We start from the raw sequence: 13,287 nt of genomic DNA on the forward strand, positions 1-13,287 counted from the left end.
ACAATAACAAAAAAAGAAATACCGCCGATAGCTACGACATCTAGTGCTGACATGAGCTGATTCCCCCCGCTATGTAATATTTGTTTTTATTATAGCATACATAAGCGGGGGAACAGGGAAAAATGAGAGCGCTTTTTTACTGGATTCGTTTAAACATTTTCTCCATATCGTACGAGGAAAAATGGATCACGATCGGGCGCCCGTGCGGACACGTATATGGGTCTCTGCATGTGCCGAGTTTTTCGATAAGAGCAGCAATCTCATCTTTGCGCAGGTGGCGGTTGGCTTTGATCGCTGCCTTGCAGGACATTAAGATCGCTGCTTCTTCCCGTACTTTATGCGTGCTGATATTTTTTTCCTGCTGCAGCTGCTCGAGCAGTTCCCGTATAACCGATTCTGCTTCCTGAACCGGAAACCAGGTAGGCTGCGACCGGATCCGGAACGTGTTCTCTCCGAATTCCTCCAAATATACGCCTGCCTGTTCCAGCTCTTCGCGGGAGTTCGTAATTACCATCTTTTCCTGGCTGGTCACTTCAAACGTCAGCGGAATCAACAGATCCTGCATCTCTCCATTAACGCTGCCGATTTTTTCGCGGAAAAACTCATAAAATATCCGCTCCTGGGCAGCATGCTGATCAATAATATACATGCCGTCCCGGCTCTGCGTCAGCAGATACGTCCCGTGCAGCTGGCCGATCGGCTCCAGCTCAAGCAGTTCTCTATGCCGATATAGTCCCGCTCCGTTCTCAGGCTCTGTCCTGTAGTTTTCTTCCGCTGCAGGCGGCTCTTCTACAGGAGCAGGCATTTCCTGAATGGAGGGCTCCGTGTATGATTCCGGCTCCGCTACTGCCTCTGCACGCTGCCAGTCCTGCTGCTCCTGACGAAATTCCGGCGGCGCGGATTCCTCCACTTTAGGAGGGATTTCCCGCTTTTCCTGCTGCAGGGGAAGTTCCAGCGCTTCCGACTGCATACGCCTGCCCCGTGCCATATCTGCTTCCGGAATGAGGGAAAGCTGCTGCAGAGCCTGTTTGATCGTGTGCTCCACGTCATGAAGCATCTCTTTTTCTTTACTAAGACGCACTTCCATTTTGGATGGATGAACGTTGACGTCCATTAACGTCGGATTCAGCTTAATATGCAGCACGGCCATTGGATGACGGCCAATTGGAAGCAGCGTATGATATGCCTGCTCTATTGCTTTTGTAAGTGGATAATGGCGGATAAACCGTTCATTTAAAAAGGTAGACATATAATGACGGGAGGCCCGGTTGATTTCCGGCTTGGCTATATAACCGGTTACCGTATAATCGTTTGATTCATGATGAATCGGAAGAAAAGATTTTGCGGTCTGCCTGCCGTAAATCGATGCAATAACCGTCTGCAGTCTGCCATCCCCGTTAGTGTGCAGTATTTGCTTCCCATTATGGGCCAGCCGGAACGAAATATCAGGCCTCGACATCGCAAGACGGTTAATAATGTCACTAACTTTGCCTACTTCCGTATGAACGGTTTTCATGTATTTCAACCGTGCCGGCGTATTAAAAAATAAATCGCGGACGCTGATTTCCGTTCCCTTCCGGCTTTTGGACGAAGTCAGCGTAATCCGTCTTCCCCCCTGATAGCGGAGAAGCGTACCTGCATCGCGCCCATTCCCGGTTTCCATTTCCAACTGTGACACGGCGGCGATACTCGGCAGTGCTTCCCCGCGGAATCCAAGCGTATGGATATCAAATAAATCTTTTTCAGAGGTGATTTTACTCGTCGCATGACGGTAAAAGGCAAGGTCTGCGTCTTCACGGTCCATGCCGCTTCCATTATCTACAACCCGGATTAAAGACAGACCTCCTTCCTCGAGGTCGACCTGGATGCGGGTGCCGCCTGCATCAATCGCATTTTCCACCAATTCTTTTACTACGGAACTCGGACGTTCCACAACTTCGCCTGCCGCTATTTTATTGGATAAATCGTCCGGCAGTTTCGTGATTTTAGCCATTGTTGTCTCCCTTCCTCATCAGCGGAGTCTCTGCTGCATCCGGTAAAGCTTCTCAAGTGCTTCCATCGGCGATAAATGGAGCACGTCTGTTTTACGGATATCCTCCAGGATTGGATGAAGCTTTCCGTTTTTTGCTTTTGCTGCTTCGGCCTGTTCTTCTTCCTGAAACAGCGTCAGCTGGGTCGGCTCATCGTTTGCAGGGGCTGCTTCCCGAATGGAGACAGGTTCAACCATTCCGCTGCTTTTTTCTTTCTGCTCAAGCTGTTTTAACAGCTCATCTGCTCTGCTCAGCAGGGGATCCGGAAGATCAGCAAGCTTCGCTACGTGAATGCCGTAGCTTTCATCGGCGCTTCCTTCCTCCACTTTATGCAGAAAGACAATCTGTCCTTCCTCTTCAATCGCCCGCACATGAACATTCTGCAGATTGGAAAGAGAATCAGCGATGGTCGTTAATTCATGGTAATGCGTTGAAAACATCGTTTTCGCGCCGATGCTCTCATGTATGTGCTCAATAATGGCCTGGGCAAGTGCCATGCCGTCGTAGGTGGACGTGCCTCTTCCAATCTCATCAAGCAGTATCAGACTGTTTTTGGACGCATGGGAGAGCGCATAGTTGGTTTCGAGCATCTCTACCATAAAGGTGCTTTGTCCGGATGCCAGATCATCAGCAGCTCCAATTCTCGTGAATACCTGATCAAAAATAGGCAGCTCTGCTTCCTCCGCCGGTACAAAGCAGCCGGTCTGGGACATGATTGAAATCAAAGCAGCCTGTCTCATAAAGGTGCTTTTACCAGACATATTCGGTCCGGTGATAAGCAGCATATTGCGGCCCTGGTCCATATAAACATCGTTTGCCACATATTCTCCCGGGCCTACAATTTTTTCCACGACCGGGTGTCGACCGTTTTTAATATGGACGCTGCCGTCCCTGCTCATCTGCGGCCGGACGTAGCCCTGGCGGTCGCTTAGTTCGGCAAATCCCTGCAGCACATCAAGCTGGCTGATTACAAGCGCTGCTTCCTGTAGAGGACGAAGATACGTTTTCACCTTTTCTCTTAGTTCTAAGAAGAGCGTATGTTCAAGTTCTACACTTTTTTCCTGAGCGCCCAGAATCAACGCTTCTTTTTCTTTCAGCTCGGGGGTTGTAAAACGCTCAGCGTTCGTCAACGTCTGCTTCCGGTCATATCTCCCCTCAGGCAGAAGCGGAATGTTCGCTTTTGTCACTTCGATATAATATCCAAACACGCGATTAAAGCCTACTTTAAGGGATTTTATACCCGTTGCCTGCTTTTCATCACGCTCCAGCTTGGAGATCCACTGCCGGCCATTTGTACTCGCTTCCCGGTATTCATCCAGCGTCTCGTGAAAGCCCATACGGAACATCCCGCCTTCTGTAATAAGAGCGGGAGGTTCTTCCACCAAACCGTCTTCCAACAGTTCCAGCAGTCCATGAAACTGATCGAGCGGAGTAATCCATTCCTGAAGCAGGCCGTTATCCACCTGCTTTAAAATCGAAATAATTTCGGGCAGCTCCTGAAGCGTGCGGCGCATCTGCACAAGCTCCCGCGCGTTTACGTTTCCAAAGGCCGCCTTACCGGCGAGCCGCTCCAGGTCATACACAAACTTAAGACGATCCCGCAGATCCCCTCTTTCAAAGAAATGGTCAAGCAGGGACTGCACGATACTCTGGCGGTCCGTTATTTCTTTTTCCTGAAGCAGAGGCTCTTCCATCCAGCTTTTTACCCGGCGTGCCCCCATCGCTGTCATCGTCTGGTCCATCAGCCATAGCAGGGAGCCTTTTTTCTTATGGTCCCGGATCGTTTCGGTGAGCTCCAGGTTCCTCCGTGAATTTCGGTCCAGCTGCATTTTTTGACGGGGTTCATACAGGTGAATCGGCTGCAGATGATCAAGCGAACGTTTCTGCGTCCGCGACAGGTAGCTGCTTAATAAACCGAAAGCCCGCAGGATCGCAGCACTGCTTATATGGGTGCAGAGGGAGGAGAATTCTTCTGGAATCTCAGCTGACTTCTGTACCGAAAACGTGCCGGCAAATGTTTTCCACTCCCCGTCTTTAGGCTCTTCCTGCAGAATAAGTTCTTTCACATTAGCTTTAGAAGCCTCCTGCTCCCAGGCGGGACGGTCGGCTTCCAGCCGGGCACCGTAAATTTCACCGGTTGTTAGATCGGCTTTTACAAAACCCGCTGTGCCATCCTCCTGCTGGTAATGGGCGGCAATAAAATTATTTTCTTTTTCATGAATGGCCCGGCCTTCCATAACGGTTCCCGGCGTTATCAGGTTAACGACTTCTCTTTTTACGACCCCTTTGGCCGTTTTCGGATCCTCCACCTGCTCGCAGACCGCAATTTTATACCCTTTTTCAATCAACGTGGAAATATACCCTTCTGCCGAATGATGCGGCACCCCGCACATAGGAATATCCTGATCCCCTTTGCTTCCGCGCTTCGTCAGCGTAATCTCCAATTCCTGCGCAGCTTTTACTGCGTCTTCGAAAAACAATTCATAAAAATCACCCAAACGGTAAAATAAAAAAGCATCGGTATATTCTGCTTTAATTCGTTTATATTGCTGCATCATTGGCGTTTCCTGAGTCACAAAAATCATTCCTCCAGCTTTTCAATCGCTTTATATCTGTTTTATTATAGCATAGCTGATTCCTTCCCCTAAACGAAGGAAACCTCTTATTTAAAAATATTTTGGTTTGTGAAATTATATAATAACGTTTTATTTTGGTCCATGATGAAAAAGCAGCCGGCGTTTAGGTTAATAAACGCCGGCCGGCCCTTTGAACAATATGCAGCTTACTTTTTTGTGATATTCATGAACGGATTATGGTTTGTCGTACCCTGCAGCTTGTCCCCGCCCGTTGATTCAATAATTGTATCTGTCACCGTATTGGAGATAGACGTGGAGACGAGCTGCAGCAGATGATTTACTTCTGTCTGGCTCTGCTGGAACTCCACGACGAGAGGAATGCTTTCAATTTCTGCATTAAGCTCATCAATTTCGCGCTCTGTTTCTTTCAGCGCTTCGTGCTTTTGGTAATGCTGCAGGTTTACCGCTTCTTTTTGTTTGGCTTTTATTTTTCCGATCAGTTCCTGCACACGCAGGTTTTTATTGATTTGTGCTTCTGCGCGCTTGAAAAAATCGACTTCTTCGGTTTCTGCGATCATGGATCCCAGTTCTTTGGCTTTCGCCAGCACGTCTGCTTTTGTTGCATACTGCTGTTCCATCGTTACACCTCCGCCATTTCTACAAGCTCTCCGTTTAGAGACCATGTTTTTGCTTCTGTAATTCTCGTATAAATGACCTGGCCGATGCAGCTTGCCGGTGCGGCTACGTTGACCATTTTATTCGTTCTTGTGCGACCGGATAAGACGTTTTCGTTTTTCTTGCTGACGCCTTCAATCAGCACTTCGACCACTTTGCCTTCGAGTTCTGCGTTGCGGCGTGCAGAAATATCATTGACGAGTTTATTCAGGCGGGCGAGCCGCTCTTTTTTCACTTCCATCGGTACGTTGTCTTCCATTTTTGCAGCCGGCGTATTATCCCTTGGGGAATAAATATACGTATAGGCGATATCGTAATCCATTTCCTCTACGAGCGACATCGTTTCTTCAAACTGGGCGTCTGTTTCGTTTGGAAAGCCGACGATAATATCCGTTGTAAACGAGGCATGCGGAATAGCTGCTTTAATTTTGCCGGCAAGTTCGACGTACTGCTCTCTCGTATACTTACGGGCCATCAGCTTCAGCACTTCACTGCTTCCGGACTGTACGGGCAGATGAATGTGTTCGACGAGGTTGCCGCCTTTGGCGAGCACTTCGATCAGATGATCATCAAAATCACGGGGATGGCTTGTCGTAAAGCGGATTCTCGGAATATCAATTTTGTGCAGGTCATCCATTAAATGCCCCAGCCGGTAGTTGCCTTCCAGATCTTTGCCGTAGGCGTTTACGTTCTGGCCCAGAAGCGTAATCTCTTTGTAGCCCTGTCTGGCAAGGTCCCGGACTTCGTGAATAATATCCTCCGGCATCCGGCTTCGTTCTTTCCCTCTTGTATAAGGCACAATACAGTATGTACAGAACTTGTCACAGCCGTACATAATGTTTACCCATGCCTGTGTTTTTCCAGCGCGTTTACGGGGCATGTTTTCGACAACATCGCCTTCTTTGGACCATACTTCAACGACCATTTCTTTTCCTAAAATGGCATCCTGAAGCAGTTCAGGCACCCGGTGAATATTGTGTGTACCAAAAATAAGATCCACATGGTTATGCTTTTGCAGAATCCGGTTTACGACGGTTTCTTCCTGGGACATACAGCCGCATACGCCGATAATAAGCTCCGGCTTTTCCAGTTTAAGCGGTTTTAAATGGCCGAGTTCTCCAAACACTTTATTTTCAGCATTTTCGCGGATCGCGCACGTATTTAAAAAGATAACGTCCGCTTCAGTCGTTTCCGATGTTTCTGTAAAGCCCATTTCTTCGAGGATGCCTGACATATTTTCTGTATCATGTACATTCATCTGGCAGCCATACGTTCGGATTAAATATTTTTTCCCACGGCCCATCTGGCGCATTTCTTCAGGAACGTTGAAGCCATACTGAACTTCCACTTCTTCTTTGCCGCGCTTTTTCCCCTTTTTAAAATCAGGCTGTTCGTTAATTTGAATGCTGCGGCCGCCGATTTTCATATACTGGCGGCCTTCTTTTTCCTCTATGGAAGCGCTCGAAAAGTCAAAATAGGCGCTGTAGTCTTTCTGTGGTGTATCCTTTTTGTCATGATTATATGAGGGTGATTCGTTGAGCTGTTGTTTTCTCTGGTCTTCGTTCATTACGCCCTCTCCTTTCTCTCTGGTCCTTCAAGGAAGGCTTATAGCTTTCTTCTTTATACATTGTAGTATATTAACGCCGCGCTGTATAGAAGCTCCGACTACTCCGTGCGGAGCCTGCGGTAGCGGCTGGCGGCGGCAGCAATTTCCACCGTTCGCGGAAGAGCCATTTCTCCCGGATGAACGCCTTCATGAATGGAAAAGCCGTCGAGTCCTTTTTCTTTGTAGATTTTATCAATATAGCGGAACGCTTCCTCAAACGACACCGCGCGGGAAGCAAAATGCTTTTCAAGTGCCTGGATTATCCGGGCCACTGCTTCTGTCTGGCTTGTGTTGACAATCTGCTCCACGCTGGAAAGATCAATCGTTTCTTTTCCATACATGATCGTGCTGCGTCCTTTTGCGCCTGCCTTCGTTTTCCTGCCCCGGCTTGCATCAAAACTGTTCCACTGTATTTTCCGGCCGGCAGGGAGCGGAGCAGCGCTTTCTGCCGGTTCTGCTCTTACATCTTTTTCAGCAATCCGGTGGGCTTCTTCAGTTACATCATACGGAATGTACTCATCCATCATCAGAACCGTATCCGCTTTACTGAAATAATCCCCGGTGCCGCCGACAACTAATATCGTAGAAACACCGTGTTCTTTGTACAAAGGACGAACCCTTGATACAAATGGCGTGATCGGTTCCTTGCTGCTGTGAACAAGTTCCTGCATGCGGCTGTCGCGGATCATGAAATTCGTGGCACTTGTATCCTCATCAATCAGCAGGCAGCGGCTCCCTGCTTCCAGGCTTTCCATAATATTTGCGGCCTGGGACGTGCTGCCACTTGCATTTTCTGTTGTAAATTGAGCCGTGTTTTTTTTATTGGGCAGGTTGGATATAAACATGGAAATATCCGTCCGGGTCACGCTGCGGCCGTCCTCAGCTCTTATTTTTGCTGCATCGGCCAACGTGATCACATACTCGCGTCCGTCTCCCCGGCGGTGATTATACACACCGCTTTCGATTGCTTCGAGCAGGGTGCTTTTACCGTGATAGCCGCCTCCGGTAATAAGCGTCACGCCTTCCTTTATCAGCATTCCGGAAATTGGGCTGCGGTGGGGAAGCGGGATAGTCACTTCCATGGACGGCGGTGATTGAAACGTGCGGGCTTCCGCGCTTTTCATTGGACGGCTGCTGATGCCGCTCTCCCTGGGAAGAACGGCGCCGTTTGCAATAAATCCGGCTGCTTTGTTTTCTGTCAGATAACGACGGATTTCATCCTGCTGATCGGCCAGTTCCAGCGCGTCTTTCAGGCTTTTCTGTTCAAATTGATGAACCGCTTTTTTCACGGCGGCCGGAAGCCTTCCGGTTAAACGCTCTTCCGCCTGTTTTCCCATTATCGTGCGTCCTTTTGCCGGCAGGTGTACCGAAAGCCTTACTTCCAGTTCGCCGGCGCTGATTTTTACAGCGGTACGATCCATGACCTCCTGCCCCGGGCCGTCAATTAAAATTCCTCCCTGGTCTTTTCCGCTGCGGAGCTCTTTCATCATCCGCTCAGCGAAATAGTCAATTACTGCTGTTTTACGGGAAGGAGTCGTTTGTTCATCTTTCCCGATACCGAGGTCCTGCAGGGAGATGACCACCCGTACTTTGGAAGGCGAAGCATAAGGATCCGCCTGCACATGATCCACTTTGAGTGTAAATCCTTCAAATCTATAAGATCCTTTTATATCGTTATAGGCTTTATAGCCTTTTTTATCAATCCGCTGTAGCTGCTTTTTTAATTGCTGCATCTATATCGTTTCCTCCTTCAAATAATAACAGGCATAGAAAAGGCACCTGATTTTCAGGTGCCTGCCTTTTATATACGGCTCCGTAACTAATATTTTCTCTTCCTCCATGATAGAGCCCGGGACAGAAAAAATCAAGGCTGCCTGCTTTTACGGACCTGCACTGGAAATAGAAAGCATAAAGGACGTAAAAAAACAGGACGCCCGCGCCCTGTTTTTCCAGTTACCTTGGTTCTACTATGAGTTTGATAGCCGTCCGCTCTTCCCCGTCAATAACAATATCTGTAAAAGCGGGGACACATACTAAATCAATACCGCTCGGTGCAACAAATCCACGGGCTATAGCAATGGCTTTTACAGACTGGTTAATGGCGCCTGCACCTATCGCCTGAATTTCTGCTGCTCCTTTTTCTCTAATTACACCGGCTAAGGCACCTGCTACAGAGTTTGGGGTTGACTTGGCTGATACTTTTAATACTTCCATTAATAGTACCTCCTTGTGTGGGTTAAAGCCTGGACCATTGTTTTAATAGTATTCAAGAGAAGAACTGAAAAATCCTCCTTTTTCTGGTAACTGTTTTTTAAAAAATCAAAGGATTTTGACAATTAAACAGAGAGGAAAAAATCCTCCGGTGCTTTATTCAAAGAATGGATGATCCTCGTCTATTTGGATGCGTTTAATGGAAACGGCACGTCCGGTTTTATCGTCTGCATCAATAAGGACTGCACTTAATTGTTCCCGTCCCTGCGCCACTTCAAACCTGGCCGGCAGGCCGGTCTTGAACTTATAAAGAACGCTTTCCCGTTCCATTCCAAGTATGCCGTCACGCGGACCGGTCATTCCTACATCACTTAAATAAGCTGTTCCTTCCGGCAGAATTCTTTCATCCGCGGTCTGGACGTGGGTGTGCGTGCCGACGACAGCTGTTGCTCTTCCGTCCAGCGTCCAGCCCATTGCCTGCTTTTCACTCGTTGCTTCTGCATGAAAATCAACAAAAACAAAAGGCGTTCTCGCTCTGGCTTCCTCGATCAGCTCTTCTGCTTTTTGAAAAGGATCATCGCTTGCCTGCATAAACGTACGTCCAATCAAATTGATCACGGCGACTTCGAGCGTATTTATTTTCACATACGTACAGCCGACTCCCGGTACGCCTGCAGGGAGGTTGGCGGGTCTCACCAGCCGCGGGGCATTTCCGATGAATTCAAAAATTTCCCGATTGTCCCACGTATGGTTTCCCATCGTAATAGCCTGGGCTCCACTTTCCAGAAAGCCTTTGTATATCTTCTCTGTAATACCGCGTCCGCCGGCAGCATTTTCCCCATTTACGATCGTCACGGCGGGCTTGTATTTTTTCTTTAATTTCGGCAGGTACTCCGTAATCATTTTGCGGCCGGGAGAGCCGACCACATCCCCTACAAATAATAATTTCATTCTACACGTCCTCTTTTCTTTCAAACTTTCAGCGTATTATTTAACGAAAAAAATAAAGCGGCGCTGCCGCCGCTTTATTTAGCATACTCTACTGCTCTTGTTTCACGGATAACGGTTACCCGGATATGTCCCGGATAATCCAGTTCATTTTCAATCCGTTTTGTGATATCCCGTGCCAGACGGTGGGCTACCACATCATCTACAATTTCTGGTTTTACCATGATGCGGACTTCACGTCCGGCCTGAATAGCATAGGTTTTCTCCACGCCCTCAAAAGACTCTGAAATTTCTTCGAGCTTTTCCAGACGGCGGATATACGTTTCAAGCGTCTCACGTCTTGCCCCGGGACGCGCTGCTGACAGCGCATCCGCTGCGGCTACGAGTGTCGCAATAACAGAAGTTGCTTCCGTATCACCGTGGTGGGAAGCGATACTGTTAATAACTACACTATTTTCCCGGTACTTCTGGCCAAGCTCTACGCCGATTTCCACGTGGCTTCCTTCCACTTCATGGTCAATCGCTTTACCGATGTCATGAAGCAGGCCGGCGCGGCGTGCCAGATGTTCGTCTTCTCCAAGTTCTGCAGCCATCATAGCCGTTAAATGGGCTACTTCCATAGAGTGCTTCAGGACGTTTTGTCCATAGCTTGTACGATAGCGCAGACGTCCGAGAATTTTTATTAAATCCGGGTGCAGGTTGTGAATACCCATTTCAAAGGTAGCCTGTTCCCCGTATTCCCGGATCATTTCATCGATTTCACGGCGGGATTTCTCTACCGTTTCTTCAATGCGGGCCGGGTGAATACGCCCGTCCTGTACGAGCTTATCTAAAGCTGTACGGGCAATTTCTCTTCGAATAGGGTCAAAACCGGATAAAATAACGGCTTCAGGCGTATCATCAATAATAAGATCAATTCCCGTCAATGTCTCAAGAGCACGGATATTACGGCCTTCACGACCGATAATACGTCCCTTCATTTCGTCATTTGGAAGGTTAACTACCGACACGGTTGTTTCCGCGACGTGATCTGCTGCACAGCGCTGAATGGCAAGCGAAAGTATTTCTTTGGATTTTTTGTTTGCTTCCTCTTTCGCACGGGCCGTTTCTTCTTTGACGAGTACGGCCAGATCATGCTGCAGTTCCTTCTCGACATCGCGGCGTATGATATCCTGCGCTTCTTCGCGGGTCAAGCCGGAAATTCTATTTAATTCTTCCTGCTGTTGAGATAAAATCTCCTCCACTTTGCTGTTTTTATCGTCCACCTGTCGTTGTTTATCAGCGAGAGTTTCCTCTCTTCTTTCCAACGATTCTTCTTTTTTATCCAGGGTTTCACTTTTACGGTCCAGAGTTTCTTCTTTATGCAACAGACGCGATTCTTGTTTCTGCACTTCATTTCGTCGGTCTCTTACATCCTGTTCCGCCTCAGCGCGAAGCTGATGAGCCTTGTCCTTCGCTTCTAATACAGCCTCTTTCTTGCTGGCTTCTGCTTTTCGCTCTGCATCTTCCACGATATTTTTAGCTGCCTGTTCTGCACTAGAAATCTTCGCTTCTGCAATAGAACGACGTACAAAATAGCCTGCAAATCCACTTAAAGCTGCAACGACAATAAGCAAAATGGAGATGAGTAAGATATTATCCATACTTGTCACCTCCTCTTGCTATCTAGTTTTGCCTCCTGTTACCTCCAGGAGAATGCCCTTTTCTTCATTTCAATCTTCACATGCCTGACAGGCATGCTTTTACTGTTTTTTTATCCAGAAAAGAAAAAAGCGTTTCATTCTACTTTTATGCATAAAACGGTAAGATACCAAAAACCTTCCAAAAGACGTATACCAGACATCTTCCGGACGCTTCATTCGGTATCTGCTTCTTAATTGTATCCTTATGAAAGATACATGTCAAGATATTGTAATCGTTGAAACCCTTATCTTATAAGGATTTCAGACGGTTTCACCGATAGCCGGGGCTTTATGTATGCCATTTCATTCTTTAAGGCATGAAAGGGAAAAAAGATCATACGTTCTCTTCAGGCAGGCAGAAAAGGATGCTTCCTATGCACGGAGGCATCCTTCATTAAAAATAATACAGCGGCTATTCGGGACTGACTAAAATTTTTATCTGGCTTTTATCATGAGCGAGCTGTTCAAATCCCTGTGCCACGACTTCAGCAAGCGTAATTTTGTTTGTAACCATGGTTTCACCTTTAAAGTACCCTTGTTTCATTAATTCCATCACAGCTGGGTACACATGGCGGTAGGCAATAATGCCTTTTACTGTTTTTTCTTTTATGACAAGATCGTTTGGGGAAATCGACGCCTCAGATTCCCAAATACTTACAATGACCGTTTCTCCTCCACTGTGGCTGCTGTTAATACATTGATTCAGCACTTTCGGTATTCCGGTTACTTCAAAAGAAACATCCACCCCTCCATTTGTGAGCCGCTGAATTTCGGCCGCCGGATCTGTTTCAGTCGGATCAATTACGTGAGCGCCAAGCTGCCCTGCCATCTTTTTACGAGAGTCGGACACTTCAACTGCGAACACTTTGGAAGCACCAGCAGCCCGCAGCGCTTCCAGCACAAGCAGGCCGATAGGGCCGGTGCCAAATACAGCGGCCGTGTCGCCGGCTTTTAAACTGCTCCGGCGCACTGCGTGCAGCGCTACTGCCGCCGGTTCGACAAGTGCCCCCTGCTCATAGGAGAGTTCTTCAGGCAGTTTATGCACCATATGTTCTCCTACTACCGTATATTCCGAAAAACCTCCGCCTCCTCCTGACAGACCATGAAACCCTAATAATGGAGTTAAATTATACTTTTCATCTATATAGGAGCCTTTTTCATGAGGAGCCAGAATCGGTTCAACCGCTATCCGGTCGCCCGGCACTACTTTCGTTACACCCTCGCCAATTTCAACCACTTCTCCTGCAAATTCATGTCCCATAATAATAGGTGCTTTGCCCCCGCTGATAGGATGCGGTGCTTCTACAGGTATAAAAATAGGTCCTGCCAGGTATTCATGCAGGTCGCTTCCGCAGATCCCGCACCATTTCACTTTAATTTTAACTTCATACGCACCTGCCGCCGGCTCCTCTACATCTTCCACGGTAACATGTTTGGCTTTATGCCATAACGCTGCCTTCATTTTATTCCTCCTTGTCGAAATAAAAATAGTGGTTCTTTTATTAGTGTAGCCGATACGGCGGATGCTGCCTGTGAGCCATGTCACATTCACGAAAAAA

9 protein-coding genes are annotated in these 13,287 nt (G+C 47.8%); all 9 read right to left on the bottom strand.

The features are described 5' to 3' along the window. Positions 1–136: 136 nt before the first annotated feature. Positions 137–1,993: a DNA mismatch repair endonuclease MutL gene (gene mutL / locus ATL39_RS04950; protein ID WP_120192193.1), complete on the bottom strand. Its 1,857-nt coding sequence runs from the start codon at positions 1,991–1,993 to the stop codon at positions 137–139. An 18-nt stretch (positions 1,994–2,011) separates the two neighbouring features. Then, positions 2,012–4,615: a DNA mismatch repair protein MutS gene (mutS, locus tag ATL39_RS04955; RefSeq protein ID WP_425452967.1), complete on the bottom strand. Its 2,604-nt coding sequence runs from the start codon at positions 4,613–4,615 to the stop codon at positions 2,012–2,014. A 197-nt stretch (positions 4,616–4,812) separates the two neighbouring features. Beyond that, positions 4,813–5,244 (bottom strand): YlbF/YmcA family competence regulator, encoded by a 432-nt coding sequence (locus ATL39_RS04960; protein ID WP_120192194.1) that lies wholly within the window; start codon positions 5,242–5,244, stop codon positions 4,813–4,815. A 2-nt stretch (positions 5,245–5,246) separates the two neighbouring features. After that, a complete protein-coding gene (miaB, locus tag ATL39_RS04965) occupies positions 5,247–6,848 on the bottom strand; it encodes a tRNA (N6-isopentenyl adenosine(37)-C2)-methylthiotransferase MiaB (RefSeq protein WP_120192195.1) in 1,602 nt (533 codons plus the stop codon). A 98-nt stretch (positions 6,849–6,946) separates the two neighbouring features. Continuing rightward, positions 6,947–8,620: an ABC-ATPase domain-containing protein gene (locus tag ATL39_RS04970; protein WP_120192196.1), complete on the bottom strand. Its 1,674-nt coding sequence runs from the start codon at positions 8,618–8,620 to the stop codon at positions 6,947–6,949. Positions 8,621–8,840: 220 nt separating this feature from the next. After that, entirely contained in the window at positions 8,841–9,101 is a 261-nt protein-coding gene (locus ATL39_RS04975; protein ID WP_120192197.1) for a stage V sporulation protein S, read from the bottom strand. Positions 9,102–9,254: 153 nt separating this feature from the next. Next, entirely contained in the window at positions 9,255–10,049 is a 795-nt protein-coding gene (locus ATL39_RS04980) for a TIGR00282 family metallophosphoesterase (RefSeq protein ID WP_120192198.1), read from the bottom strand. 74 nt (positions 10,050–10,123) lie between these two features. Then, the gene (gene rny / locus ATL39_RS04985; RefSeq protein ID WP_120192199.1) at positions 10,124–11,689 is read right to left on the bottom strand and encodes a ribonuclease Y; all 1,566 of its coding nucleotides are present in this window, start codon (positions 11,687–11,689) and stop codon (positions 10,124–10,126) included. Between the two features lie 451 nt (positions 11,690–12,140). Beyond that, positions 12,141–13,190, bottom strand: coding sequence for a 2,3-butanediol dehydrogenase (locus ATL39_RS04990; protein ID WP_120192200.1), 1,050 nt, complete (start codon positions 13,188–13,190; stop codon positions 12,141–12,143). Positions 13,191–13,287: the final 97 nt, after the last annotated feature.

It is taken from the genome of Sinobaca qinghaiensis (assembly GCF_003610495.1).
Taxonomy (GTDB): domain Bacteria; phylum Bacillota; class Bacilli; order Bacillales; family Marinococcaceae; genus Sinobaca; species Sinobaca qinghaiensis.

What these genes read in the sequence shown, in the direction of transcription:
- miaB (WP_120192195.1), bottom strand. Translation starts at nt 6,848, where the DNA reads ATGAACGAAGACCAGAGAAAACAACAGCTCAACGAATCACCCTCATAT.
- rny (WP_120192199.1), bottom strand. Translation starts at nt 11,689, where the DNA reads ATGGATAATATCTTACTCATCTCCATTTTGCTTATTGTCGTTGCAGCT.
- ATL39_RS04990 (WP_120192200.1), bottom strand. Translation starts at nt 13,190, where the DNA reads ATGAAGGCAGCGTTATGGCATAAAGCCAAACATGTTACCGTGGAAGAT.
- ATL39_RS04980 (WP_120192198.1), bottom strand. Translation starts at nt 10,049, where the DNA reads ATGAAATTATTATTTGTAGGGGATGTGGTCGGCTCTCCCGGCCGCAAA.
- mutS (WP_425452967.1), bottom strand. Translation starts at nt 4,615, where the DNA reads ATGATTTTTGTGACTCAGGAAACGCCAATGATGCAGCAATATAAACGA.
- ATL39_RS04970 (WP_120192196.1), bottom strand. Translation starts at nt 8,620, where the DNA reads ATGCAGCAATTAAAAAAGCAGCTACAGCGGATTGATAAAAAAGGCTAT.
- ATL39_RS04975 (WP_120192197.1), bottom strand. Translation starts at nt 9,101, where the DNA reads ATGGAAGTATTAAAAGTATCAGCCAAGTCAACCCCAAACTCTGTAGCA.
- ATL39_RS04960 (WP_120192194.1), bottom strand. Translation starts at nt 5,244, where the DNA reads ATGGAACAGCAGTATGCAACAAAAGCAGACGTGCTGGCGAAAGCCAAA.
- mutL (WP_120192193.1), bottom strand. Translation starts at nt 1,993, where the DNA reads ATGGCTAAAATCACGAAACTGCCGGACGATTTATCCAATAAAATAGCG.